This window comes from Streptomyces sp. NPDC059008, assembly GCF_042749045.1.
Classification (GTDB): domain Bacteria; phylum Actinomycetota; class Actinomycetes; order Streptomycetales; family Streptomycetaceae; genus Streptomyces.
The window spans coordinates 32791-57563 of sequence record NZ_JBHYJC010000045.1; the positions used below are offsets into that span (position 1 = coordinate 32791).

Sequence of the window (24773 nt, forward strand, 5' to 3'; positions counted from 1 at the left end):
CGGGTGGCCTCCGTCACGTGACACGGTCAAGTATGGGCCGCTCGGGATTGCCGCTGCGTGGCCGGGAGCGACCATGGCCGGTCGCTGATAGCCTGGTACCCCGTGGACCGGTGGGCACGAGAACCCCCGAACCGCAGCGACGGCACCCCTGAAAACTCCGGACGGCGCCGCCTCGCACCTCTCCACCTCGCGACCACGGGAGCTCCCTCTTGGCCATGCCGCCCAAATCCTCGACGACCAAGCACCTCTTCGTCACCGGGGGCGTCGCCTCCTCGCTGGGCAAGGGGCTCACGGCCTCCAGCCTGGGTGCCCTCCTGAAGGCGCGGGGCCTGCGGGTCACGATGCAGAAGCTCGACCCGTACCTCAACGTCGACCCCGGCACGATGAACCCGTTCCAGCACGGCGAGGTCTTCGTCACCAACGACGGTGCCGAGACCGACCTGGACATCGGCCACTACGAGCGGTTCCTCGACGTCGACCTCGACGGCTCGGCGAACGTCACCACCGGCCAGGTCTACAACACCGTGATCGCCAAGGAGCGCCGCGGTGAGTACCTCGGCGACACCGTGCAGGTCATCCCGCACATCACCAACGAGATCAAGCACCGCATCCGGCGGATGGCGACCGAGGACGTCGACGTCGTGATCACCGAGGTCGGCGGCACGGTCGGCGACATCGAGTCGCTGCCGTTCCTGGAGACCGTCCGCCAGGTCCGCCACGAGGTCGGCCGCGACAACGTCTTCGTCGTGCACATCTCGCTGCTCCCCTACATCGGCCCGTCCGGTGAGCTGAAGACCAAGCCGACCCAGCACTCGGTCGCGGCGCTGCGCAACATCGGTATCCAGCCCGACGCGATCGTGCTGCGCGCCGACCGCGAGGTGCCCACCGCCATCAAGCGCAAGATCTCGCTGATGTGCGACGTGGACGAGGCGGCGGTGGTCGCCGCCATCGACGCCCCGTCGATCTACGACATCCCCAAGGTGCTGCACGCCGAGGGACTGGACGCCTACGTCGTGCGCAAGCTGGACCTGCCGTTCCGCGATGTGGACTGGACCCAGTGGGCGGACCTGCTCGACCGCGTCCACAACCCCGACCACGAGGTCAAGGTCGCGCTGGTCGGCAAGTACATCGACCTGCCCGACGCCTACCTCTCGGTCACCGAGGCGCTGCGCGCCGGCGGCTTCGCGAACAAGGCCCGGGTCAAGGTCAAGTGGGTCGCCTCCGACGACTGCAAGACCCCGGGCGGCGCCGCCGCCCAGCTCTCCGACTGCGACGCGATCTGCATCCCCGGCGGCTTCGGCGACCGCGGTGTGGACGGCAAGGTCGGCGCGATCACCTACGCCCGTGAGAACCGCGTCCCGCTGCTGGGCCTGTGCCTGGGCCTGCAGTGCGTGGTCATCGAGGCGGCCCGCAACCTGGCCGGCATCGAGGGTGCCAACTCCACCGAGTTCGACCCGGCCGCCGCCCACCCGGTGATCTCCACGATGGCCGAGCAGATGGACATCGTCGCAGGTGAGGGCGATATGGGCGGCACGATGCGGCTCGGGATGTACCCGGCCAAGCTGGCCGAGGGCTCGATCGTCCGCGAGGTCTACGGCGACCAGCCGTACGTCGAGGAGCGCCACCGCCACCGCTACGAGGTCAACAACGCCTACCGCGGTGAGCTGGAGAAGAAGGCCGGGCTGCAGTTCTCCGGCACGTCGCCGGACAACAAGCTCGTCGAGTACGTCGAGTACCCGCGCGAGACGCACCCCTACCTGGTCGCCACCCAGGCGCACCCGGAGCTGCGCTCCCGCCCGACCCGCCCGCACCCGCTCTTCGCCGGGCTGGTGAAGGCCGCGGTCGCGCGGAAGACGGGCGCCGCGAAGTAAGCGGTCCAGCGGCGGATACGGTTGCCGGGGTACGGCCTCCTTCTGGAGGGCGTGCCCCGGTTTCTGCGTTGGTCGAGCTTGTGCACATACAGAGAGGACGTCGCGCCATGGCGATCAAGGACACCCCGGAGGAGTGGACGGTCACCGCGACCACGACGCCGTTCACCGGTAACAAGACCAGCGTGCGCACCGACGAGGTGGTCATGCCGGACGGCACCACGGTCACCCGCGACTACCAGGTCCACCCCGGTTCCGTGGCCGTACTCGCCCTCGACGGCGAGGGCCGGGTGCTGGTGCTGCGCCAGTACCGCCACCCCGTACGCCACAAGCTGTGGGAGATCCCCGCCGGGCTGCTCGACGTTCCCGGTGAGAACCCGCTGCACGCCGCGCAGCGCGAGCTGTACGAGGAGGCCCACGTCAAGGCCGAGGACTGGCGGGTGCTGACCGACGTCTACACCACGCCCGGCGGCTGCGACGAGGCGGTGCGGATCTTCCTGGCCCGCGATCTGTCCGAGGCCGAGGGGGAGCGGTTCGAGGTCTCCGAAGAGGAGGCCGACATGGAGCTGGCGCGGGTGCCGCGCGAGGAGCTGGTGCGCGGCGTGCTCGCCGGTGAGCTGCACAACAACTGCCTCGTGGTGGGGGTGCTGGCGCTGATCGCCGCCGAGGGCGGTGCGGGGCTCGACGCGCTGCGGCCGGCCGACGCGCCGTGGCCGGCCCGTCCCTTCGAGGCCTGAGCGCCGGCCGTCCGACCGGCCGCGTACCGGTCGGATGATCCGCCGATCCGATCGGGTGACCCGACCGACGCGCTCCGCACGGGACGTGACGGGGCGTGAACTACGCTCGACGGCGACCCCGTCCGCGCTCGCGGGCGGGCTCGTACGCGCAGGTGGACGGAGCGTGACCGGTGACGGATCAGGCGGTGGGCGGGGAGCACCTCCCGCCGGGGACGGCGGGCGTGCCCGCCGCGGCGGCAGCGGGCCGGTCGGACACGGGGCCCCGCCGGGACGATGCCGCCGCCCGCCCCGCCGTCCCGGCCCCCCTCCCCAAGCCCGCCACCCCGTTCGAGCGGGGCGGACCCGGGTCCGCGCGGTCGGCCACGGGGTTCGCCGGCCGCCGCCGTGAGCTCAAGGAGCTGCGCGCCGACATCGCCCGGGCCGGTCTGGACACCCTCTCCGGACGCAAGGGCGCGCGCAGCCGGGTGCTGCTGATCGCCGGACGCCCCGGCTCCGGCCGTACGGCGCTCGCCGAGGAACTGCTGCGCGAGCTGGCCGACGGCTACCCCGACGGGGTATTGCGGGCGACGCTGACCGGGCCGGGCGCCCGGCCGGCCGACACCGGGCGCACCGCCCGCGACCTGCTGGCCGACCTCGGCGAGGACGCCCCGCCGGGCGCCGCGGACGACGAGCTGACCGAGCGGCTGCGCGCTGCGCTCGCCGGGCGCCGTGCCCTGCTGTTCCTCGACGACGCCCCGGGCGCCGACGAGGTAGAGCCGCTGCTGCCGGACGCCCCGGACTGCCTGGTGCTGGTGGTCTCCCAGGGGCCGCTGACCGGCATTCCGGACGTCCGGCCGTGCGCCCTGGGCGGCCTGGACAGCACGGCCTGCGTCGAGGTCCTCGCCCGCTACGCCGGACCGACCCGGATCACCGTCGACCCGCGGACCGCCGAGAGCGTCGCCGAGATCTGCGGTGGCCAGCCCGCCGCGCTGGTCCTGGCCGGTGCCTGGCTCGCCGCCCGCCCCAAGTCCTCGGTCGCCGATCTGCGCCAGGCGCTGGACGCCGTCCCGCTGCCCGACGACCTGCCCAGCGGCGCCCGCCCGCTGTTCCGCGCCTTCCACCTCGCCCACGCCGCGCTGCCGCCGACCGCCGCGCGGATACTGCGGCTGATCACCCTGGCGCCGGACGGCCTCGTGGACGCGCAGATCGCCTCCGCGCTGGCCGGCTGCTCGGTGGCCGCGGCGGCCACGGCGCTGGGCGACTTCGCCGCGCTCGGCCTGCTGCGGCCGCTCTCCTCCGGGGACGAGGCCGATCCCGGCACCCGTACGCCCGACGCCGCGCTGCTCCCGCGGTACCGCCTCCCCGGCTGCCTCGATGCGCTGGTGCGCGAACTGCTGCGGGAGCACGAACGGCCGGCCGAGATCCAGCTGGCCCGGGCCCGGATGCTGGAGCGGACCGTACGGCTGCTGCAGTCGTGCCGGGCGATGGGCGAGCCGGACGGTTCCCCCGCCCGCCGGCAGGTCGCCGCACTGCCCCGCTCGCTGCGCTTCAGCTCCCCGAGCGCCGCCGCCCAGTGGCTGCGCAGCCGCCGCGGCGCGCTGCTCGACGCCGCCCGGATCGCCGTCGCGGACGGTGAACTGGACACCCTGGACCGGCGGTTGATGGCCGCGCTGACCAGGACGCTGCTCGCGCACCGGGGGCCGAAGGCCGCGGCGCCCGACCTCTATGCGCTGCACGGGCTCGTCCTGAAGGTCGCCGAGCGGCGCGGGCTGGCCCGCGAGCAGGCCGCCGCGCTGCTCAACCTCGCCGATCTGGACGGCCAGGCGGGCCGGACCGCTCAGGCGGCCGCCCGCTACCGGGGCGCTCTGGAGGCGGCCCGTTCGGTGAAGGACCCGGTGGCCACCGTGCGGGCGCTGGAGTCGCTGGGGGAGACCTACACCGAACTGGGCGACTGGCAGCGGGCCGCCGACTGGTTCGGGCGGGCGCTGGAGCTGCGGCTCGCCCGCGGCGAGGCCGGTGCGGCGGCGCGGCTGCACGGCCGGATCGGCGGTGTGTACGTCTGCGCAGGGCGGTGGGGGGAGGCGCTCAAGGAGTGGCGGGCGGCCGCAAGGACGCATCGCCGGCTCGGCGAGACGGCCGGCCAGGCGCGGGCGATGGGGGAGGTGGCCCGGGTCCAGGAGCGCGCGGGACGGCCCGAGGAGGCGTTGCGGACCTGCCTGGAGGCGCTCGAAACCGCCCGCAAAGCGGACGACGGACGGCTTCAGGCGACCCTCCAGCTGCGGATTGCGGACACCCTCGAACGGCTCGGAGACCCGGCAGCGGCAGGGGTCCATCGCGCCGTGGGGGAGCGCCTCCTCGAAGATCACCCGGAGTGACCTGCGAAATCGGTAGTGCCTCTGGCAGAAATTAATGCTTTGCAAGGCTAGACAAGAGCAGGTCCTTCAATAGACTGGCTGGGCCGCGTACGGCGCGGTCAGTTCCGTCATGCATCGCATGAGGGGATAATTCCTCCTGCACCCTCTCATTCAAGGACCGTGATCGACGTGAAGGTCGGCATCCCCCGCGAGGTTAAGAACAACGAGTTCCGCGTGGCCATCACGCCCGCCGGAGTCAACGAACTCGTCCGCCACGGCCACCAGGTCTTCATCGAGAAGGACGCCGGTCTCGGCTCGTCCATCACGAATGAGGAGTACGTCTCCGCCGGTGCCACCATCCTCGGCACCGCCGACGAGGTCTGGGGCACCGCCGACCTGCTGCTGAAGGTCAAGGAGCCGATCGCGGAGGAGTACCACCGCCTCCGCAAGGACCAGACGCTCTTCACCTACCTGCACCTGGCCGCCTCCAAGGAGTGCACGGACGCCCTGCTGGAGTCCGGCACCACCGCCATCGCCTACGAGACCGTCGAGACGGCCGGCCGCGCTCTGCCGCTGCTCGCCCCGATGTCCGAGGTCGCGGGCCGGATCGCCCCGCAGGTCGGCGCGTACCACCTGATGCGCCAGGCCGGCGGCCGCGGCGTGCTGCCCGGTGGTGTGCCCGGTGTCGCCGCCGGCAAGGCCGTCGTCATCGGCGGTGGCGTCTCCGGCTGGAACGCGGTGCAGATCGCCGTGGGCCTCGGCTTCCACGTCACCCTGCTCGACAAGGACATCAACAAGCTCCGCGAGGCCGACAAGATCTTCGGCACCAAGGTGCAGACGATCGTCTCCAACGCCTACGAGCTGGAGAAGGCCGTCGTCGAGGCCGACCTCGTCGTCGGTGCCGTCCTGATCCCCGGCGCCAAGGCCCCCAAGCTGGTCACCAACGAGCTCGTCGCCAAGATGAAGCCCGGAAGTGTCCTTGTCGACATCGCGATCGACCAGGGCGGCTGCTTCGAGGACTCCCGTCCCACCACGCACGCCGAGCCGACCTTCGAGGTCCACAACTCGGTCTTCTACTGCGTCGCCAACATGCCCGGCGCGGTGCCGAACACCTCCACCTACGCCCTCACCAACGCCACGCTGCCCTACATCGTGGAGCTGGCGAACCGCGGCTGGGTCGAGGCGCTGCGCCGTGACCCGGCGCTGGCCAAGGGCCTGAACACGCACGACGGCAAGGTGGTCTACCAGTCCGTCGCCGAGGCCCACGGCCTCGAGCACGTCGAGCTGCGCACCCTCCTCGGCTGAGGTCGCGTCAACGAAGCGTGTCAACGCTGCACATCCGGCCGGGCCTTGGCGACAGGGCCCGGCCGGTCGCGTGTGCGCCCCGCGATGTGCGCCGTTCCGGAACGTCGTCTCTCAACTCGCCGCGAACGTAACCCTTTAACCGATTCGCGTACCCCCGAAACATCGGTCCGATACTGCTCGCGCCCTTGACATCGGGGGGTCCGGTTACCGACACATCGTGCCGGGTCCGGTGGATTGTGTTGCTGCGGACGCCCGACACGCCATAGAGTCGCCAACCGTCGGCATGGTGCCACGCTGACCTATCGATAAAGTTTCCTGGTCACGTCCAAGGAGGTAAGACGACTTGTGAATGAGTCGACATTTACTCCCGGAGGCGGTCACCCAGGAGCGGTTGCACGGGGCCAGGGTCCCTCGGGGCTCGAGGCTGTCGGCTCCGTAGCGGTCCACACCTTCGCAGCCCACCAGAGCATTTCCACGACAGCCCACCAGAGTATGGACGGCCATCACGTGAACGCCATGGCCGGCGACCGGGGCAGTGGAGAACCCGCCCGTCTCGCCGACTACGACGACCTGCCCCAGGGGCACTTCTACGATCCGGACGCGGAGTACGAGCCGGACCCCGAATATGCCGCGACGCTCGCGCCGGACGCCGCGCGCCAGCGCCGCGAACGCGTCGGCCCGACCGGACGCCCGCTCCCCTACTTCCCCATCCCCGGCCCGCTCTCGGAGCACGGGCCGGCGAAAATCATCGCGATGTGCAACCAGAAGGGCGGGGTCGGCAAGACCACCTCGACCATCAACCTGGGTGCCGCACTCGCCGAATACGGACGACGGGTGCTGCTCGTCGACTTCGACCCGCAGGGTGCCCTGTCGGTCGGACTCGGCGTCAACCCGATGGAGCTCGACCTGACGGTCTACAACCTGCTCATGGAGCGGGGCATGTCGGCCGACGAGGTGCTCCTGAAGACCGCGGTCCCCAACATGGACCTGCTGCCCAGCAATATCGATTTGTCAGCGGCAGAGGTGCAGTTGGTCAGCGAGGTCGCCCGGGAGTCGACGCTGCAGCGGGCCCTGAAGCCGCTGCTGGCCGACTACGACTACATCGTGATCGACTGTCAGCCCTCCCTCGGTCTGCTCACCGTCAACGCGCTGACGGCGGCTCACAAGGTCATCGTGCCGCTGGAGTGCGAGTTCTTCGCGCTGCGCGGTGTCGCGCTGCTCACCGAGACGATCGAGAAGGTCCAGGAGCGACTCAACCCCGAGCTGGAGTTGGACGGCATCCTGGCGACGATGTACGACTCCCGTACGGTGCACAGCCGTGAGGTGCTGGCGCGCGTCGTCGAGGCCTTCGACGACCACGTCTACCACACCGTCATCGGCCGTACGGTCCGCTTCCCCGAGACCACGGTCGCGGGCGAGCCGATCACCACGTACGCCTCCAACTCCGTCGGTGCCGCCGCCTATCGCCAGCTCGCCAGGGAGGTGCTCGCCCGGTGTCACGCCGAGTGAGTTTGCCGGGAGCCGACGAACTGTTCCGTACCACCGGGGGAGTGGGGCTGCAGCCCTCCAGCCCCCGTCGCACCACGAACGGTTCGGCGGCCGCGGCCAACGGCGAGGCGACCCGTGTGCCGGCGCCGGCCGGCGAGCCCGAACCGGCGTCGGAGGCGCCGGAGGCGGGCACCGCCGTCCGGCAGCGGCGCTCGGGCGGCGGCGGCTCGGAGGCGACGGCCGGCGACGGCGGCCCGGCGACCCCGCCCCGGGTGCCCGCGGTCGCGCCCCCGGGCGAGCACAGCGGCCGTGAGGGGGACGGCGACGGCGCCAAGGGCCACCGGGCCCAGGCGGGTCAGTCCGGCTCCTCGGGTCCGGACGCCGCCGCGGCGGCCGTACAGGCCGGCGGCCAGGGCCGCCGTCGCGGAGGCGGCCGCGGCGCCAACCGCCGCCCCAGCGGCCGGGAACGGCACGACGAGAAGATCACCGTCTATGTCTCCGCCGAGGAGCTCATGGACCTGGAACACGCCCGCCTGGTGCTGCGCGGCGAGCACGGCCTCGCCGTCGACCGCGGCCGGATCGTCCGTGAGGCGGTCGCCGTCGTCCTCGCCGACCTGGAGTCGCGGGGCGACGCCAGCATCCTGGTACGGCGGCTCCGCGGCCGCTGAGGCGGTGCCCGGGCGGTGTCGCCGCGGTGCAAAAACGTCCCGCCGGGTGGGGCTCGGCCGCGTCGGGGCCGGTCGACGGCGTTTGTGCGGGCGACGCGGGATAGCCTGCCTTCTTCGCGGGTCATCCCGCGCGTGACCAGCCCGTCGCCACCGGCACGGGACCGCAGCACCATGGACCGCGATGCCGACGACCAACGACGACACCCCCGCGCCCCGCGCCCGCAGACCTCTCGGGCGCGGGCCGGGTGCGGGGCCGGTGGCGGACGAAGCACCTGTCGTTCACGAGGCGCCGGTCGCGGACGAGGCGCCTGTGGCACCGGAGGCACCGGAGCCGGCGGCTGCGCCTGAGGTGACGGACGAGCCCGAGGTGACCGCTGCGGAGCCGGCGGCCGCGCCGGAGCCGGTGGACGAGGCCGGGCCCGCCGGTGAGCTCCCGGTGGCGGCCGCCTCCCAGGAGGCTCCCGGTGAGGGCGGCGACACGACCTTCACCCTGCGTCTCGACAACTTCGAGGGCCCCTTCGATCTTCTGCTGCAGCTGATCTCCCGGCACAAGCTGGATGTCACCGAGGTCGCGCTGTCCAAGGTGACCGATGAATTCATGGCGCACATCCGGGCCATGGGGCCGGACTGGGACCTGGATCAGACCACCGAGTTCCTCGTCGTCGCGGCGACGCTGCTGGATCTGAAGGCCGCCCGGCTGCTGCCCGCGGCCGAGGTGGAGGACGAGGCGGACCTCGCGCTCCTGGAGGCCCGTGATCTGCTCTTCGCCCGGCTGCTGCAGTACCGCGCCTACAAGCGCATCGCGGACATCTTCAGCGGCCGGCTGGCGGACGAGGCGCGCCGCCACCCCCGTACGGTCGGGCTGGAGCCGCACCACGCCGAGCTGCTGCCCGAGGTCGTGATCAGCATCGGGGCCGAGGGCTTCGCCGGGCTCGCGGTCAAGGCGATGCAGCCCAAGGCCAAGCCGCAGGTCTACGTCGATCACATCCACGCGCCGTTGGTGAGCGTGCGGGAGCAGGCCGAGGTGGTGATGGCGCGGCTGCGGGAGGCGGGCGAGACCACCTTCCAGGAGCTGGTCGCGGACGCGCCGGACACCCTGACCGTCGTGGCGCGCTTCCTGGCCCTGCTGGAGCTCTACCGGGAGCGGGTGGTGATGTTGGACCAGGAGGAGGCCCTGGGGGCGCTGACGGTGCGCTGGACGGGCGCGGAGGGGGCCGAGCCGGTGGTCACCGACGAGTTCGACCAGGAACCGTCGCAGCGCGCCTCGGAGGCGGAGCAGGGCGGGCGAGCGGAAGAGGAGCGGGCATGAGCGGCACGGCCGGTGGCGAGGCGTACGACATCACCGAGGCCGGTGCGGACGGCGGCGGCCGCGAGGCGGACTCCGAGGCGCCGGCGGGGGCGCTGGGCGTCGCCGAGCTGGCGCTGAAGCCCGCGCTGGAGGCCGTCTTGATGGTCGTCGACGAGCCGGCGACCGAGGAGCACCTGGCCAGGGTGCTGCAGCGGACCCGGCGGGCGGTCGCGCTCGCGCTGCGCGAGCTGTCCGACGACTACGCCCGCGAGGGCCGCGGTTTCGACCTCCGCCTGGTGGCCGGCGGCTGGCGCTTCTACTCCCGTGCCGAGTACGCGGACGCGGTGGAGAGCTTCGTCCTGGACGGCCAGCAGGCCCGGCTCACGCAGGCCGCATTGGAGACTCTGGCCGTGGTCGCGTACCGTCAGCCGGTCAGCCGTTCCCGTGTCTCGGCCGTTCGCGGAGTCAACTGTGACGGTGTGATGCGCACGCTCCTCCAGCGCGGCCTGGTGGAGGAGGCGGGGACGGAACCTGAAACAGGTGCGATCCTGTACAGGACGACGAATTACTTTCTGGAGCGGATGGGCCTGCGCGGCCTGGACGAGCTCCCTGAGCTCGCACCGTTCCTCCCGGAGGCGGACGCGGTCGAGGGTGACTCCGCGGAAGGTATCCCGTCGTTCGACGTAGACGACAGCGGCGACTCTCAGACGGATCATTGATGCGAAGCAGCGGCAGGAACAACAGGGACAGCGGGCGCGGCAACTACCGCGGCGCGGGCAACAAGAAGGACGAGAAGCAGCAGCGCTCCGGCCGCCCCCGCCCTGAGGAGCGCCGCTACGACGTGGGCGGCACCGGCGGGGCCGGCGGCTCCTCGGAGCGGAAGGACGAGCGCAAGGGCGGCGGCAGCCGGGGCGCGGCGGCCCGGGGCGGTGCCAAGGGCGGCCCCCGTACGGGCGCCGCCTCCAAGGGTGCCCGTCCGGGCGGCAAGGGCGGCGGTCCCCAGCGCGGCCGCGGCCAGGCGCCCGCGCGTCCGCGTGAGTACGACGCCCAGGTCGAGGAGCGCAACCGCGCGCGGCACAACAAGCCGCAGGTCAAGACCCCCAAGACGTTCGGGGACCAGGAGGGCGAGCGGCTGCAGAAGGTGCTGGCCCGGGCCGGTATGGGCTCGCGGCGGGCCTGCGAGGAGCTGATCGACCAGGCGCGCGTCGAGGTCAACGGCCGCATCGTCACGGAGCAGGGCGTCCGGGTCGACCCGGAGAAGGACGAGATCAAGGTCGACGGCCTGACGGTCGCCACCCAGTCGTACCTCTTCTTCGCGCTGAACAAGCCGGCCGGTGTCGTCTCCACGATGGAGGACCCGGACGGCCGCCAGTGCCTGGGCGACTACGTCACCAACCGCGAGACGCGGCTGTTCCACGTCGGCCGGCTGGACACCGAGACCGAGGGCATCATCCTGCTCACCAACCACGGTGAGCTGGCGCACCGCCTGACGCACCCGCGCTACGGCGTCAAGAAGACCTACCTGGCCGCCATCCAGGGCCCGCTCCCGCGCGACCTGGGCAAGCAGCTCAAGGACGGCATCCAGCTGGAGGACGGCTACGCCCGCGCCGACCACTTCCGCGTCGTGGAGAACACCGGCAAGAACTACCTCGTCGAGGTGAGCCTCCACGAGGGCCGCAAGCACATCGTGCGCCGGATGCTCGCCGAGGCCGGCTTCCCCGTCGACAAGCTGGTGCGGACGGCCTTCGGCCCGATCGCGCTGGGCGACCAGAAGTCGGGCTGGCTGCGCCGGATGACCAACACCGAGGTCGGCATGCTGATGCGCGAGGTCGAGCTGTAGGGGCCCACGCCGCCGGGGTCCGCCACCGGGCCCCGTGGGCGACTCCCGGCGGCGCGCCGGGGTCGCCCTTGCGCCACCACCCCACCACCCCTTAACGTCACCATGACGATTAAGGGGTGGTTTTTCATGCGGTTCACGGGGGCGGCCCGGTCCACGGGCGGGGCGGGATCCAAGTCGGCGGCGACCGGCGCGCTGATCGGGCTGGCGCTCGGTGACGCGCTCGGCTTTCCCACCGAGTTCAACGACGTGCCGGCGATCCTGGCCAAGTGCGGCCCGTGGCGGCGGATGGCGCTGCCCGACCCCGCCATCGTCACCGACGACACCCAGATGACCCTGGCGCTGGGGCGCGGGCTGCGAACGGCCCTGGCGGGCGGCGAGCCGGCTCCGGAGCGCCTCGTACCCCCGGTGCGCGAGGAGTACGTCGCCTGGTGGCGCTCGCCCGACAACAACCGGGCGCCGGGCGGCACCTGTCTGCGCGCCTGCGAGCTGCTCGGCGACCCGGACCGGCCATGGGCCGAGGCCAGCCAGATCGGGTCGAAGGGCTGCGGCGCCAACATGCGGGTCGCGCCCGTCGCCCTCGTGCCGGGACTGACCCCGCAGCAGCGCTCCGGCGCCGCCCAGCTGCAGTCCGCGCTGACCCACGGGCACCCCACCGCGCTCGCCGCGAGCGATCTGACCGCCCGCGCGGTGCGCGCCCTCGCGGACGGCGCCCGGCCCGCCGAACTGCCCGGCCTGCTGCGCGCGTACGCCCACGGGCGGCGCACCGTCTACCGGGAGGACTGGCTCGGCGATCTGTGGCAGCGCGGCCAGGACCCGTCGCCGACCGCGTTCACCGCCCGCGGCTGGGACGAGTGCCTGGGCGTCCTGGACCGGCTGGAGGCGGCGCTGGCCGCACCGGACACCGAGGCCGATCCCTGTCTGGCCACCGGCGCCGGCTGGATCGCGGAGGAGGCGCTGGCCACCGGACTGCTGTGCTTCCTGCTCTTCCCCGACGAGCCGCTCACCGCGCTGCGCCGGGCCGCCTGCACCTCCGGCGACTCCGACTCGATCGCCTGCCTCACCGGGGCCTTCGCCGGCGCCCACCTCGGTGCCGGCGCCTGGCCCGAGGAGTGGGCCGCCCGTATCGAGTACCGCGACGAGCTGCTGGCGCTCGGGGCGGCCTGGGACGCCTAGGCCCCGACCCGCCTGACAGGCCCCAAGACCCCGGGCCCGTCAGGCGGCCCCGGACGCCGAGGAGCCTCCTTGGCCAAGAGCCGAGGCCCGCCGGGCCCGGAAGAGGAAATCGGCGACCCGGGCCCGGTCCGGCTCGGCCGGCAGCGGTGAGCCGGACACCGCCGCCTCGGCCTCCTCCGACAGCCGCGCCATCCGCCGCTCGACCACGTCCCAGGCCACCTCGCCGCGCCGGACCGCCAGCAGCTCCTCCCGTTCGTCGCCGACGTCCAGCGTCAGCGCGCCCGTACGGAGCAGATCCCGTGAGCAGGTCAGCAGGCGCAGCAGGTGCATGGCGGGCTTCCAGCGGGGCGCGCCGTGCCGCCGCAGATCGGCCCGCAGTTGTTTGAGCTGCCCGGTGGCGTAGCCGGCGAAGGTGCGGTGGACCTGGCGGGACAGGAACGCCTCGCGCAGCGCGAGCAGCTCCCGTCCGGTGCCGTCGAGGCGCTCGACGAGGGGGGAGTGCAGGCACTCCAGGACGGTGGGGTTGGCGCGCAGCGCCAGCTGGCAGAAGCGTTCCAGCTCCCAGGAGAACTCCTCCTCGCGGGGCCCCTCCACATGGGTCGGCGGCTTCTCGAAGCCCCAGAAGAGCCTGGTCGGGGCGAGGTACACCCCGCGCCGGTCGGTGTCGCTGCTCGCGGTGGCCAGCCCGAAGGCGCGCGAGCCCATCACACACGCGTAGATGGTGTGCTCGGCGACCAGTGAGTGGCCCGATTGGCCGATGGCTGCGGACATGGCGGCGATTGTGGCCGGGGGAGGGGTGATGTGTCACCAGGTTTGCGCGCCGGGGTGCGGGGCCGGTACGCGGCCGATCACCACCGGTGCACGGCCGCTCGCCGCACCCGTGCACCGCCCTCCCGGCCCGCTGCACGGTCACCCGTCGTGTACGGAATGTCAGTGCGGCTGGTTACGCTGATCAGTGCGTGCACAGGTGCGTGAACGCGGCACACGACGCAAGGGGAGCAGTGACGTGGCGGTACGAGCGGTCCGCGGGGCCGTCCAGCTGGAGCGGGACGACGCCGGACATATGCAGGAGCAGGTCGGCGAGCTGCTCACCGCCATTCTGGAGCGCAACGGGCTGCTCGTGGACGACCTGATCAGCGTGTGGTTCACCGCCACCCCGGATCTGCACAGCGACTTCCCGGCCGTCGCCGCGCGCGCCCTGGGCATCACGGACGTCCCGCTGATCTGCGCCCAGGAGCTGGCCGTCACCGGCGCCATGGAGCGCGTGGTGCGGGTGCTCGCCCATGTCGAGACCGACCTGTCCAAGGCCGGGATCGCCCATGTCTACCTCGGCGCGGCCGGGACGCTGCGAAAGGACATCGCGCAGTGAGGACCGCACTCGTCATCGGAACGGGCCTGATCGGCACGTCGGCCGCCCTCGCGCTCAACGCACGGGGCGTGCAGGTCTTCCTGGAGGACCACGACCAGGCCCAGGCCCTGACGGCCGCCGCGCTCGGCGCGGGCGTCGCCGAGGCGCCCCCCGGGCCGGTCGACCTGGCCATCGTGGCCGTGCCGCCGGCCCATGTCGCGGCGGCGCTGGCCGACGCCATACGGCGCGGCGCGGCCCGCGCGTACATCGACGTCGCCAGCGTCAAGGGCGGCCCGCGCCGCGAGCTGGAGGCGATGGGCTGCGATCTGACCGGCTACCTCGGCACGCACCCCATGGCCGGGAAGGAGCGCTCCGGTCCGCTGGCCGCCACCGCCGACCTCTTCGAGGGCCGCCCCTGGGTGCTCACCCCGACCCGCGACGGCGACACCGAGGTGCTCAACCTCGGCCTGGAGCTGGTCGCGCTGTGCCGGGCCGTCCCCGTGGTGATGGACGCGGACGCCCACGACCGCGCCGTGGCCCTGGTCTCGCACACCCCGCAGCTGCTCTCCAGCCTCGTCGCCGCCCGTCTCAAGGGCGCCGACGAGACCGCCGTGCGGCTGTGCGGCCAGGGCATCCGGGATGTGACGAGGATCGCGGCCTCCGATCCGGCGATGTGGATCGACATCCTGTCCGCCAACCCCGGCCCGGTCGCCGACGTGCTCGCCGAGATCGCCGCCGATCTGGACGAGACCGTACGCTCCCTGCGCGCCCTGGAGTCCGCCGACGAGGAGAAGCGCGGCAGCGGCGCCGGCGGCATCGAGGACGTGCTGCGGCGCGGCAACGCCGGGCGCGAGCGGGTCCCGGGCAAGCACGGCGCCGCCCCGGCCGCGTACGAGATCGTCGCGGTCTACATCGGCGACCAGCCCGGCGAGCTGGCCCGGATCTTCGCCGACGCCGGCCGCGCCGGGGTCAACATCGAGGACGTCCGCATCGAGCACGCCACCGGTCAGCAGGCGGGCTTCATCCAGCTCATGGTCGAGCCGCAGGCGGTGCCGGGGCTGACCGCGGAGCTGCGGGAGCGGGGCTGGTCCATCCGGCAATGAGACCGTGGACGGCGCCGTGCGGGTGAGCCAGTAACCTTGTGCGAGGCCCTCATGGCCTTGGACCCCCGCCCCGTGTAACAAGAAAGGTGTTCGTCACCGTGGAAACCGCCGCTCGGACCGCCCCGGCTGCAGTGATTGTCGCCATCGACGGCCCCGCAGGCACGGGCAAGTCCAGTACGTCCAAGGCCGTCGCCGCCAAGCTGGGATTCGGCTATCTCGACACCGGTGCCCAGTACCGCGCGATCACCTGGTGGATGCTGAGCAACGGTATCGACGTCCAGGACGCGACCGCCGTGGCCGACGCCGCCGCCAAGCCCGTGATCGTCTCCGGCACCGACCCGGCCGCCCCGACCATCACGGTCGACGGCCTGGACGCCGCGGGCCCGATCCGCACCCAGGAGGTCACCGCCGCGGTCAGCGCCGTCAGCGCGGTCCCCGAGGTGCGGGCCCTGATCACCGACCTGCAGCGCTCCATCGCCGCCTCGGCGCCGCGCGGCATCGTCGTCGAGGGCCGGGACATCGGCATCACGGTCCTGCCGGACGCCGACCTCAAGATCTTCCTGACCGCCTCCCCGGAGGCCCGGGCGGCCCGCCGCAGCGGCGAGCTCAAGGGCAAGGAGGCCACCGACCTGGCCGCCACCCGCGAGGCGCTGATCAAGCGGGACGCCGCGGACTCCTCCCGCAAGACCTCCCCGCTGGCCAAGGCGGACGACGCGGTCGAGGTGGACACCACCGAGCTGTCGCTGGAGCAGGTCATCGAGTGCGTGGTCACCCTCATCGAGGGCGTCAGCGCCGAAAAGGCGGGACTCGCGCGGTGACCGACCGGGGCGGGGCGCCGAGCGCCGCGGGTGCCGCGCTCGGCCGGCGGATCGGCATCGGCCTGATGTACGGCCTGTGGCGACCGCGGGTGCTGGGCGCCTGGCGGGTGCCGTCGTCCGGCCCGGTGATCCTCGCGGTCAACCACTCGCACGGCATCGACGGCCCGATGCTGATGGGCACCGCGCCCCGGCCGGTGCACTTCCTGATCAAGAAGGAAGCCTTCGTCGGCCCGCTGGACCCGTTCCTGCGGGGTATCGGGCAGCTGAAGGTGGACCGCAGCACCGCCGACCGCAAGGCGATCACCGACGCGCTCGGGGTGCTGGAGGACGGCGGGGTGCTGGGGATCTTCCCGGAAGGCACTCGCGGCGAGGGGGACTTCGCCTCCCTGCGGGCGGGCCTGGCGTACTTCGCGGTGCGCTCCGGGGCGCCGGTCGTGCCGGTGGCGGTGCTCGGCGGCAGGGACCGCCACAGCCGGCTGACGTCGGCCGTGCCACCGCTGCGGGCCCGTATCGACGTCGTCTTCGGCGACGCCTTCGAGGCGGGCGACGGCACGGGGCGGCGCACCCGCAAGGCGCTCGACGAGGCGACGGTACGCATCCAGGAGCGGCTCACCGCCCACCTGGCCGAGGCACGGCGCCTGACCGGGCGCTGACCCACACTTGAGCAGTGGACCGCGGACGAGCGGCCCACCGCTCACGAAGACCACGCGGCGGCAGCCGCACATTGAATGCGTGAGGAACGGACTTCATGAACGACCAGATCCCCACCGGCGACGAGCACGGTGCGCTTGGCGACGCCGAGTACGCGGAGTTCATGGAGCTCGCCGCGCAGGAGGGCTTCGACCTCGAGGAGGTCGAGGGCGACATCGCCGCGGCCGGCCACGGCCCGCTGCCCGTCCTCGCCGTCATCGGCCGCCCCAACGTCGGCAAGTCGACCCTGGTGAACCGCATCATCGGCCGCCGCGAGGCGGTCGTCGAGGACAAGCCGGGCGTCACCCGTGACCGCGTCACCTACGAGGCCGACTGGAACGGCCGCCGCTTCAAGGTCGTCGACACCGGCGGCTGGGAGCAGGACGTGCTCGGCATCGACGCCTCGGTCGCGATGCAGGCCGAGTTCGCCATCGAGGCCGCGGACGCGGTCGTCTTCGTCGTCGACGCCAAGGTCGGTGCGACCGACACCGACGAGGCCGTCGTCAAGCTGCTGCGCCGCGCCGGCAAGCCGGTGGTCCTGGTCGCCAACAAGGTCGACGGCCCGTCCGGCGAGGCCGACGCCGCCATGCTGTGGTCGCTGGGCCTCGGCGAGCCGCACCCGATCTCCGCGCTGCACGGCCGGGGCACCGGCGACATGCTCGACGCCGCGCTGGAGGCGCTGCCCGAGGCGCCCGCGCAGACCTTCGGCCAGACCGTCGGCGGCCCCCGCCGGATCGCGCTCATCGGCCGTCCGAACGTCGGCAAGTCCTCGCTGCTGAACAAGGTCGCCGGTGAGGAGCGGGTGGTGGTCAACGAGCTGGCCGGCACCACCCGCGACCCGGTCGACGAGATGATCGAACTGGGCGGCAAGACCTGGAAGTTCGTGGACACCGCCGGTATCCGCCGTCGGGTCCACCTCCAGGAGGGCGCCGACTACTACGCCTCGCTGCGCACCGCCGCGGCCGTGGAGAAGGCCGAGGTCGCGGTCGTCCTGATCGACGCGGGGGAGTCCATCAGCGTCCAGGACCAGCGGATCATCACGATGGCCGTGGAGGCCGGACGCGCCCTGGTCATCGCCTACAACAAGTGGGACACCCTCGACGAGGAGCGCCGCTTCTACCTGGAGCGCGAGATCGAGCGGGACCTCGTCCAGGTTCCGTGGGCGATGCGGGTGAACGTCTCCGCGCGCACCGGCCGCCACATGGAGAAGCTGGTCCCGGCGATCGAGACCGCGCTGGCCGGATGGGAGACCCGCATCCCCACCGGGCGGCTGAACGCCTTCCTCGGCGAGATCGTGGCCTCCCACCCGCACCCGATCCGGGGCGGCAAGCAGCCCCGCATCCTCTTCGGCACCCAGGCCGGCACCAAGCCCCCGCGCTTCGTCCTGTTCGCCTCCGGCTTCCTGGAGGCCGGCTACCGCCGCTTCATCGAGCGCCGTCTGCGCGAGGAGTTCGGCTTCGACGGGACGCCGATCCACATCTCGGTGCGGGTGCGCGAGAAGCGCACCAAGAAGAAGTAGCGAGCGGGGCGTCCCGGCCGACCGGGACGCCCCGGGCGCCGACGCGGCCGCCTGGCGCGACGCCGGCCCGGGAGGGGCTCAGCGGCCGTGCTGGCGGCCGTCGCGCTGACCGGGGGGCAGCGCCGGGACGTGGCCGCGCGGGTGGTACGGCTGGCGGCCCACGACCTCCCAGTGGCCCGTGGAGGCCGTCGTACGGCCCCAGTTCCCCGTGCCGCGCAGCGTCTCCGAGGTCTCCGGCTCGTCCGAACGGTCCCCGGGCAGGGCCCGGAAGGAGCGGCGGTATTCGGCGTACAGCGCGTCATAGATCGGCGTGGCCGAGCCGCGGTCAGTCGTGTGCGTCGGCCCGTGGTCGTGCGACGGGCGCATGCCGGGGATCTGGTGGGAGTACGGGGCGCGGGAGGAGGGGTCGTATGCGTGCACGTATGTGCCAACGACCCCGATGGCCGCGGGATGCGGCTTTCCTGCGGAAATGGCCGATCGCGAGGGCAGACCGGCCGAATCGGCGGTCCCGCCCCCGCGATCGGGTGGCACGGGAAGGTCAGGTGCCGGCCAGCGGCATCGCCGCGGCGACCAGGGCGTCCTGCGCGGCGGCCTCCTCCAGCGCCTGCCGCATCAGGTCCTCACGGGGCTGATGGCCGATGGTGCCCGCCGGCGCGGCGTACATCAGCACCGTCTGGGCCTTGTTGGCGGCGGCGCGCCAGCCGTCGGAGACCGCCAGCGGCTGGTGGGCCTGCCACCAGGCGGCCTGGCTGCCGGCGCTGCCGGGCTGCAGGACGGCGTGCAGCTTGCCCATGGCCAGCAGCGCGGACCAGCCCGGGTTGAGGGTGGGGAGCCGGTTCATGTCCTTCACCGGCTGGAAGCCCTGCTCCATCAGGAGCGGAAGGAAGTCGTCGCTCAGGCCGGCGGAGCCGGGGCGGGCGATCGGACCGTCCGGCTCGACCACCAGGGCGGGGCGCAGATCGCCCTCGATCAGCACCAGACCGCAGGTGATCCCGAGGGTCGCCTGGCGTTCGTTGGTGGGAGCCGGGCCGGTCGGCGCGGTGGCCGGTCCAGGGGTACGGGGGGCGGCGTCCTCGCCGGTGATGGAGCGCACGGCTCCCTGGAGCTGCTCCTCCGACACCGGGACGACCTGCGAGGGGATGCATGTGGCATGGGCGAACGCGAGTACCGCGGTCTCCTCGCCCACGAACAGGACGGTGCTGGTGCGCTCCTGCTCGCTGTCGCCCGGGGTGCGGCAGGAGGTGCAGTCGTAGCTGCCGGGGGCGTCGCCACCGGCCAGCAGGCGGTCGGCTTCTTCGTCGCCGATCTCGGCGCGAACGTCGTCGCTGACGTCGAGCATGCGCGGCACGGGTGGCTCCTCGATCTCTGTGCGTCTGCCGGGCGGTCTCCCGGCTCGTACAAGGACAACGGGTGACCTGCGGCAGGAGTCACGCGACGACGGGAACAGAATCGAACCAATCCCCGCACAGCGGAAAACCAAGGAAAGGCGCCTAGGAACCGGTCACTTACCGCCAGCTTTCGCGTAGAAGGTGGCGCAGTTGGCGGCGTTTTGTACACCGGAGCGGGTGGGACCGGGGCGTGGAGGGCGCGGCGCGGCGGTCGGCGGCGGACGGCTGCTTACCGTCACCGGCTATGTCGGACAACTCTTCGGCGCCACGGCGCCACGTGGGATCCGCGGGGCTGCTCACCGCGGTGGTCACGGCCGTGGTCCTGTGCCTCCCCGGTGGCGCGGCCGCCGGCGTGGGGCCGGACGGCGGTGGCGGTGGCGACGGCGGCGGTGGTGGCGGCGGCGCGAAGAAACGTCACGCCTGCGCCGACGACCAGTGGCCCTGGGGCTGCCTCGCCGAGTGCGAGAGCAGCGGCGACTGGCGCACCAACACCGGCAACGGCTACTACGGCGGCCTGCAGTTCTGGCAGCCCACCTGGGAGGCGTTCGGCGGGCTCCGCTACGCGCGGCGGGCCGACCTCGCCACCCGCGACGAGCAGATCCACATCGCCAAGAAGGTGCAGGCCGCCCAGGGCTGGGGCGCCTGGCCCGTGTGCGCCAGGCGCTACGGCCTGCTCGCCAAGGCCCGTACGTACGTCGTGCGGCGCGGGGACACGCTCGGCGAGATCGCCCGCACCCACCACGTCAAGGGCGGTTGGCGGGCGCTGTACAAGGCCAACAGGGCGATCGTGGGCGCCAACCCGAACCGGCTGCGGGTCGGGACCAGGCTGGTGCTTCCCGGACCGGCCGCCCACGGGCACAAGGGGCAGCACCAGCATGCGGCCTCGGAGGAGGGATGGGAATTGTGGCCCGAAGGTTCCCTGCTGTCGCTACCGATGCCCTAACTCTTTCGGAACATCTTGGCGAAAGCCCCCAACCTGGAACCCCGTTTCGCGGTCTTCCCCTGCAGTGAACAGGACGCGTCGCGCCATCGGGAGGGGAGCGCGACGTCGTCCGCGGGCAGCGCGGGAACGACCGGAAGACCAGGGGACACGGGGACGGATGCACATCTCATTCCTGATTCACAACGCATACGGGATAGGGGGGACGATCCGCACGACGTTCAATCTGGCCCGCACGCTCGCCGAGCGGCACGACGTCGAGATCGTCTCCGTGCTGCGCCACCGCGACGCCCCGGTCTTCGACCTCGGCCCCCGCGTCGCGCTGCGGCACCTCGTGGACATCCGGGAGGCCGGACCGGACGGCGCCGACCCCGCGCACGCCCGTCCCGCCAGGGTCTTCCCCGCCGCCGAGGGCCGCTTCGCCCAGTACAGCGAGCTCACCGACCGCCGGATCGCCCAGCACCTGCGGCACACGGAGGCGGACGTGGTGGTCGGCACCCGGCCCGGACTCAATGTGCACATCGCCCGGCAGACGCGCCGCGGGCCGGTCCGCATCGGCCAGGAGCACCTGACCCTGGACACCCACAGCCGGGCGCTCAAACTGGCGCTGCGCGGCGCCTATCCGCGCCTGGACGCGGTCACCACCGTCACCGAGGCCGATGCCCGCGCCTACCGCAGCGGGCTGCGGCTGCCCGGAGTGCGCATCGAGGCGGTGCCCAACAGCGTGCCCGCGCCCGCCCTCGAGCCCTGCGACGGCAGCGGCAAGTGGGTGGTCGCGGCCGGCCGGCTCGCCCGGGTCAAGCGCTACGACGTCCTCATCCGGGCCTTCGCGCAGGTCGCCGCGGAGCGCCCCGACTGGCGGCTGCGGATATACGGCGGCGGGGCCGAGAAGGCCGCGCTGCGGGCTCTGATAGACGAACTCGGCCTGTACAACCACGTCTTCCTGATGGGCCCGGCCAACCCCTTGGAGCCCGAGTGGGCCAAGGGCTCGATCGCCGCGGTCTCCTCCAGCCTGGAGTCCTTCGGGATGACGATCGTCGAGGCGATGCGGTGCGGTCTGCCGGTCGTGGCCACGGACTGCCCGCACGGGCCCGGCGAGATCATCGCCGACGGGGTGGACGGCAGGCTGGTGCCGGTCGGCGATGCGCAGGCGATGGCCGGCTCGCTGCTCTCGCTGATCAACGACGACGACGCCCGCAAGCGCATGGGCCGCGCGGCGCTGGCCGCCTCCGCCCGCTTCGACCCCGACCGGGTCGCCGGGCGCTATGAGGCCCTCTTCGACGAGCTGCTGGCGCGCCGACGGGCCAACCGGCTGCGTGGCGGGCTGCATCGGGCCAGGGGCGCGCTGCTCAGTGGCGCCTACGCCACCAAGGACGCGGCCCGCACCGTGCTGGGAGGGGTGCGGACGGCATGACGGGGTCGAGCCAGTTGACCGCGAGCGGAAACGAGACGAAGGAGTCGGCCGCCATCGATCAGGAACCCACGGCCGCGGCGGGCGCGGGCGGCGAAGGCGGCGAGCGGCGGTCCGCCGCGCCGCGGGGGCGCGCCGGCGGGGCGAGTGCGCCCGGCGAACTGCGGGCGGACTGCATCGCCGACTCCGCGGGCGGCCTCACCTTCGATCTGACCGCCCCGGAGGGCACCGCGGCCGCCTGGAGCGCGGCGCTGGTGCTGCGGCTGCGCGGCGGCGACGGCGCGGACGACGAGGTGCGGCTGCCGCTCGGCCCGAACGGCGCCGGCCGGCTGCGCGCCGTGCTGCCCAGCACCGTCGCGCTCGCCGAGGGCCGCTGGAACGCCTACGCGGACCTGGGCGACGGCCAGGACCCCCGGCGCCTGCTGCCCGGCGTCAACGACCTGCGCTCGCTGGTGGACCGCCGTCCGCTGGCGGGCATCGGACGGCTCGGGGTACGGATCCCGTACGCGACCAAGTTCGGCAATCTCGCGCTGCGCAGCTGGCTGCGCGGGCCGCACGCCGAGGCCGGCGACATCCTCGTGGGGCCCGACGGCATGACGGTCTCCGGCCGGCTCTACGGTGCCGTCCCGGCCGCCGGCGCCCACGCCGAGGCCCGCGCCCGGCGCATACCCGGGCGTCCGGGCGACGTCCCGGCAGCCGTCACCGTCCCGCTGACCGTCGACGGCCCGGAGTTCGCCTTCACGCTGCCCTACGAGGAGCTGGCCGCCCACTGGGCGCAGGGCACCGAGCCCTGGGACCTGTGGCTGCGCCCCGCCGACGGCGCCCGGCCGGTCCGGATCGCCCGCCTGCTGGACGATGTCGCGGACAAGAAGCAGGTCTTCAGCTATCCGGCGCTGCCGGTGCGGTGCGCGGCCGGCCAGGTCAGGATCGGCCCGTACTACACGCTCGACAACGACCTGGCCGTACGGGTCGCCGGACCGGACGGGAGCTGACGGGCGTCCGCCGCGGTGGCCCCGGACAGCGGCGGTCCCGGACAGCGGCGGCCCCCGCGGCGGCATCGAGGACCGCGGCTGTCCGCGAACACTGCGAGACTTCGGGCATGTTGGAGACCTCGGCACGTCTGCTCCGCCTGCTCTCGCTGCTGCAGGCCCACCGGGAGTGGTCCGGCGCGGACCTCGCCGCCCGGCTCGACGTCACCCCGCGCACGGTGCGCCGGGACGTCGACCGGCTGCGCGAGCTGGGCTACCCCGTCCACTCCGCGCCCGGGACGGCCGGCGGCTACCGGCTCGGCGCCGGCGCCGAACTCCCCCCGCTGCTGCTGGACGACGAGGAGGCGGTGGCGGTCGCCGTCGGGCTGCGCACGGCGGCCGCCGGCGGCGTCGAGGGCATCGAGGAGACCTCCGTACGGGCGCTGGCGAAGCTGGAGCAGGTGCTGCCGCACCGGCTGCGGCGCCGGGTCGGCGCGCTGAACGCCTTCACCGTCCCGATGCTCGGCGGCCGCGGCCCCCGGGTGGACCCGGGCCTCCTCACCGAGCTCGCGCACGCCTGCCGCGACTCCCAGTGCCTGCGGTTCGCGTACGAGGCGCACGACGGCACGGTCACCCGCCGCACCGTCGAACCGCACCGGCTGGTCTGCGCCCAGCGCCGCTGGTACCTCGTCGCCTGGGACGCCGACCGCGCGGACTGGCGCACCTACCGTGCCGACCGGATCACCCTCACCCCGCCGCACGGCCCCCGCGTTCCGCCCCGTACCCCTCCGGCCGAGGACCTGGCCGGGTACGTCTCGCAGGGCGTCTCCACCCGGGTGTACGCCGAGCGGGCCACCGTGCTGCTGCACGCCTCGGCCGAGGAGGCCGCGGCGCGCATCAGCCCGTCCGCCGGGGTGCTGGAGGCGGTCGACGAGCACCACTGCCTGCTGCGCACCGGGGCGCCCAGCCTCGAGGCGATGGTGGTCCACCTCGTGCTGACCGGATTCGACTTCGAGGTCCGTGAGCCGCCGGAGCTGCTGGCCGGCATCCGGGAGATCAGGGACCGGCTCTCCCGGGCGCTGGCGCCGGCGCCGCCTGCCGCCCGGCCGCAGGGCGGTGCGGATCCGGAGCCCGAGGGCCGGTAGCCGGACGGGTGGGTCGACGGGCGGATGCCGGGGGAGGGGCAGCGGACGACGCTCTGGGCGATGTGCGGGAAATGTGTGTGGAGTGTGTCGCGTTGGCCAATTTTCGGACGGCTGATAAACGGCGTCGGGTAAAGGGAATCCGTCGTTGCCGGCGGGTTGATTTCCGAACCGGTGTGCGTCGCGTCGCCCGGCGCGGAGGCGCTCGTTCCGTATTTGATCAAGGCGGAATTGGGGCGGTTTTATATTCCACCCGGTTGCCCCATCGCACGGCGCGTACGGGTGACGGAAGTTCCGGCAAACGCCCGAACGTATGCTGTGACACAAGTGTGACCATCGACGGACACGAAAGACACCGAGGTGTGCGACGGACGGGCCTTCCGCGGGCCGGGACGGGCGCCTACGGTGGCTGTCATGTCTGATGTACCGAACCTTCCGAACAACCCGCAGGACGACATCGGGGCGTATGTCGGCCTCGACCGGCAGGACGCCGAGGAGCGGGCCAGGGCGCGCGGCTGGACCACCGTCCGCTCGTTGCCGCCGGGCGCGATCATCACCATGGAGTACCTCGCCGGCCGGCTCAACTTCGAGGTCGAGGACGGTGCGGTGCACCGCAGCTGGCAGGGCTGAGCGCCCCGCGCGGACGACCAGGGCCCCGGCCGCTCCAGAGGGGAGCGGCCGGGGGCCTGGGGTGGGGGGGGGGGGGTGTGGGTACCGGCCCCCCGGGGGGTGTGGGGCGGGGGCGG

Annotated in this window: 23 protein-coding genes; 20 read left to right on the forward strand and 3 right to left on the reverse strand. The window is 73.1% G+C overall.

From position 1 onward, the window contains the following. The first annotated feature begins 215 nt into the window (after positions 1-215). The 10 genes from ACFWZH_RS32800 (at position 216) to ACFWZH_RS32845 (ending at position 12700) form a co-directional block, all read left to right on the forward strand. Positions 216-1871: a CTP synthase gene (locus ACFWZH_RS32800; RefSeq protein WP_384439624.1), complete on the forward strand. Its 1656-nt coding sequence runs from the start codon at positions 216-218 to the stop codon at positions 1869-1871. 107 nt (positions 1872-1978) lie between these two features. Beyond that, a complete protein-coding gene (locus tag ACFWZH_RS32805; RefSeq protein WP_384439627.1) occupies positions 1979-2605 on the forward strand; it encodes an NUDIX domain-containing protein in 627 nt (208 codons plus the stop codon). A gap of 170 nt (positions 2606-2775) precedes the next feature. After that, positions 2776-4959, forward strand: coding sequence for a tetratricopeptide repeat protein (locus ACFWZH_RS32810; RefSeq protein WP_384439630.1), 2184 nt, complete (start codon positions 2776-2778; stop codon positions 4957-4959). A gap of 168 nt (positions 4960-5127) precedes the next feature. Then, positions 5128-6243 carry an alanine dehydrogenase gene (gene ald, locus ACFWZH_RS32815; RefSeq protein WP_384439701.1) on the forward strand — a complete coding sequence of 372 codons (1116 nt, stop codon included), beginning with the start codon at positions 5128-5130 and terminating at the stop codon, positions 6241-6243. A 492-nt stretch (positions 6244-6735) separates the two neighbouring features. Next, positions 6736-7752 carry a ParA family protein gene (locus ACFWZH_RS32820; RefSeq protein WP_384439633.1) on the forward strand — a complete coding sequence of 339 codons (1017 nt, stop codon included), beginning with the start codon at positions 6736-6738 and terminating at the stop codon, positions 7750-7752. After that, positions 7749-8399, forward strand: coding sequence for a hypothetical protein (locus ACFWZH_RS32825; RefSeq protein ID WP_384439636.1), 651 nt, complete (start codon positions 7749-7751; stop codon positions 8397-8399). Before ACFWZH_RS32820 ends, ACFWZH_RS32825 begins: the two co-directional genes overlap by 4 nt. A gap of 181 nt (positions 8400-8580) precedes the next feature. After that, positions 8581-9708, forward strand: coding sequence for a segregation and condensation protein A (locus ACFWZH_RS32830; protein WP_384439639.1), 1128 nt, complete (start codon positions 8581-8583; stop codon positions 9706-9708). Then, positions 9705-10406, forward strand: coding sequence for an SMC-Scp complex subunit ScpB (gene scpB / locus ACFWZH_RS32835; protein WP_384439642.1), 702 nt, complete (start codon positions 9705-9707; stop codon positions 10404-10406). The genes ACFWZH_RS32830 and scpB overlap by 4 nt, the downstream gene beginning before the upstream one ends. Then, complete coding sequence (locus ACFWZH_RS32840) at positions 10406-11527, forward strand: pseudouridine synthase (protein WP_384439645.1); 1122 nt, start codon at positions 10406-10408, stop codon at positions 11525-11527. Before scpB ends, ACFWZH_RS32840 begins: the two co-directional genes overlap by 1 nt. Before the next feature lie 126 nt (positions 11528-11653). Further along, positions 11654-12700, forward strand: coding sequence for an ADP-ribosylglycohydrolase family protein (locus ACFWZH_RS32845; protein ID WP_384439648.1), 1047 nt, complete (start codon positions 11654-11656; stop codon positions 12698-12700). Between the two features lie 39 nt (positions 12701-12739). On the opposite strand, the gene ACFWZH_RS32850 is transcribed toward ACFWZH_RS32845, so the two are convergent. Next, positions 12740-13471 (reverse strand): DNA polymerase beta superfamily protein, encoded by a 732-nt coding sequence (locus tag ACFWZH_RS32850; RefSeq protein WP_384439651.1) that lies wholly within the window; start codon positions 13469-13471, stop codon positions 12740-12742. A gap of 235 nt (positions 13472-13706) precedes the next feature. Here ACFWZH_RS32850 and aroH point away from each other — a divergent pair, with 235 nt between their 5' ends. The 5 genes from aroH (at position 13707) to der (ending at position 18178) form a co-directional block, all read left to right on the forward strand. Further along, the gene (gene aroH / locus ACFWZH_RS32855) at positions 13707-14069 is read left to right on the forward strand and encodes a chorismate mutase (RefSeq protein ID WP_384439654.1); all 363 of its coding nucleotides are present in this window, start codon (positions 13707-13709) and stop codon (positions 14067-14069) included. Next, positions 14066-15151, forward strand: coding sequence for a prephenate dehydrogenase (locus tag ACFWZH_RS32860; protein ID WP_384439657.1), 1086 nt, complete (start codon positions 14066-14068; stop codon positions 15149-15151). The genes aroH and ACFWZH_RS32860 overlap by 4 nt, the downstream gene beginning before the upstream one ends. An 86-nt stretch (positions 15152-15237) precedes the next feature. Next, entirely contained in the window at positions 15238-15969 is a 732-nt protein-coding gene (cmk, locus tag ACFWZH_RS32865) for a (d)CMP kinase (RefSeq protein ID WP_384439660.1), read from the forward strand. Next, the gene (locus tag ACFWZH_RS32870) at positions 15966-16622 is read left to right on the forward strand and encodes a lysophospholipid acyltransferase family protein (RefSeq protein ID WP_384439663.1); all 657 of its coding nucleotides are present in this window, start codon (positions 15966-15968) and stop codon (positions 16620-16622) included. The genes cmk and ACFWZH_RS32870 overlap by 4 nt, the downstream gene beginning before the upstream one ends. 95 nt (positions 16623-16717) lie before the next feature. Further along, positions 16718-18178 carry a ribosome biogenesis GTPase Der gene (gene der, locus ACFWZH_RS32875; RefSeq protein WP_384439665.1) on the forward strand — a complete coding sequence of 487 codons (1461 nt, stop codon included), beginning with the start codon at positions 16718-16720 and terminating at the stop codon, positions 18176-18178. 78 nt (positions 18179-18256) lie between these two features. Here the strand turns inward: der and ACFWZH_RS32880 are convergent, their stop codons facing one another. Continuing rightward, entirely contained in the window at positions 18257-18598 is a 342-nt protein-coding gene (locus tag ACFWZH_RS32880; RefSeq protein ID WP_384439668.1) for a hypothetical protein, read from the reverse strand. 118 nt (positions 18599-18716) lie between these two features. Then, complete coding sequence (locus ACFWZH_RS32885) at positions 18717-19526, reverse strand: hypothetical protein (RefSeq protein WP_384439671.1); 810 nt, start codon at positions 19524-19526, stop codon at positions 18717-18719. Positions 19527-19810: 284 nt separating this feature from the next. Here ACFWZH_RS32885 and ACFWZH_RS32890 point away from each other — a divergent pair, with 284 nt between their 5' ends. The 5 genes from ACFWZH_RS32890 to ACFWZH_RS32910 all read left to right on the forward strand — a co-directional run bounded on the left by ACFWZH_RS32890 (position 19811) and on the right by ACFWZH_RS32910 (position 24657). Continuing rightward, complete coding sequence (locus ACFWZH_RS32890) at positions 19811-20509, forward strand: transglycosylase family protein (RefSeq protein WP_384439674.1); 699 nt, start codon at positions 19811-19813, stop codon at positions 20507-20509. 157 nt (positions 20510-20666) lie between these two features. Beyond that, on the forward strand, positions 20667-21920 hold the full coding sequence (locus ACFWZH_RS32895; RefSeq protein ID WP_384439677.1) for a glycosyltransferase family 4 protein: 1254 nt from the start codon (positions 20667-20669) through the stop codon (positions 21918-21920). Continuing rightward, positions 21917-22909, forward strand: a complete 993-nt coding sequence (locus ACFWZH_RS32900) for a hypothetical protein (protein ID WP_384439680.1) — start codon at positions 21917-21919, stop codon at positions 22907-22909. Before ACFWZH_RS32895 ends, ACFWZH_RS32900 begins: the two co-directional genes overlap by 4 nt. A gap of 107 nt (positions 22910-23016) precedes the next feature. Next, positions 23017-24030: a helix-turn-helix transcriptional regulator gene (locus ACFWZH_RS32905; protein ID WP_384439683.1), complete on the forward strand. Its 1014-nt coding sequence runs from the start codon at positions 23017-23019 to the stop codon at positions 24028-24030. 411 nt (positions 24031-24441) lie between these two features. Further along, entirely contained in the window at positions 24442-24657 is a 216-nt protein-coding gene (locus tag ACFWZH_RS32910; protein WP_384439686.1) for an I78 family peptidase inhibitor, read from the forward strand. Positions 24658-24773: the final 116 nt, after the last annotated feature.

What these genes read in the sequence shown, in the direction of transcription:
- ACFWZH_RS32845 (WP_384439648.1), top strand. Translation starts at nt 11,654, where the DNA reads ATGCGGTTCACGGGGGCGGCCCGGTCCACGGGCGGGGCGGGATCCAAG.
- ACFWZH_RS32800 (WP_384439624.1), top strand. Translation starts at nt 216, where the DNA reads ATGCCGCCCAAATCCTCGACGACCAAGCACCTCTTCGTCACCGGGGGC.
- ACFWZH_RS32895 (WP_384439677.1), top strand. Translation starts at nt 20,667, where the DNA reads ATGCACATCTCATTCCTGATTCACAACGCATACGGGATAGGGGGGACG.
- ACFWZH_RS32905 (WP_384439683.1), top strand. Translation starts at nt 23,017, where the DNA reads ATGTTGGAGACCTCGGCACGTCTGCTCCGCCTGCTCTCGCTGCTGCAG.
- ACFWZH_RS32820 (WP_384439633.1), top strand. Translation starts at nt 6,736, where the DNA reads ATGGACGGCCATCACGTGAACGCCATGGCCGGCGACCGGGGCAGTGGA.
- ACFWZH_RS32900 (WP_384439680.1), top strand. Translation starts at nt 21,917, where the DNA reads ATGACGGGGTCGAGCCAGTTGACCGCGAGCGGAAACGAGACGAAGGAG.
- ACFWZH_RS32910 (WP_384439686.1), top strand. Translation starts at nt 24,442, where the DNA reads ATGTCTGATGTACCGAACCTTCCGAACAACCCGCAGGACGACATCGGG.
- scpB (WP_384439642.1), top strand. Translation starts at nt 9,705, where the DNA reads ATGAGCGGCACGGCCGGTGGCGAGGCGTACGACATCACCGAGGCCGGT.
- ACFWZH_RS32840 (WP_384439645.1), top strand. Translation starts at nt 10,406, where the DNA reads ATGCGAAGCAGCGGCAGGAACAACAGGGACAGCGGGCGCGGCAACTAC.
- ACFWZH_RS32805 (WP_384439627.1), top strand. Translation starts at nt 1,979, where the DNA reads ATGGCGATCAAGGACACCCCGGAGGAGTGGACGGTCACCGCGACCACG.
- ACFWZH_RS32890 (WP_384439674.1), top strand. Translation starts at nt 19,811, where the DNA reads ATGTCGGACAACTCTTCGGCGCCACGGCGCCACGTGGGATCCGCGGGG.
- ACFWZH_RS32830 (WP_384439639.1), top strand. Translation starts at nt 8,581, where the DNA reads ATGCCGACGACCAACGACGACACCCCCGCGCCCCGCGCCCGCAGACCT.
- ACFWZH_RS32850 (WP_384439651.1), bottom strand. Translation starts at nt 13,471, where the DNA reads ATGTCCGCAGCCATCGGCCAATCGGGCCACTCACTGGTCGCCGAGCAC.
- der (WP_384439665.1), top strand. Translation starts at nt 16,718, where the DNA reads ATGAACGACCAGATCCCCACCGGCGACGAGCACGGTGCGCTTGGCGAC.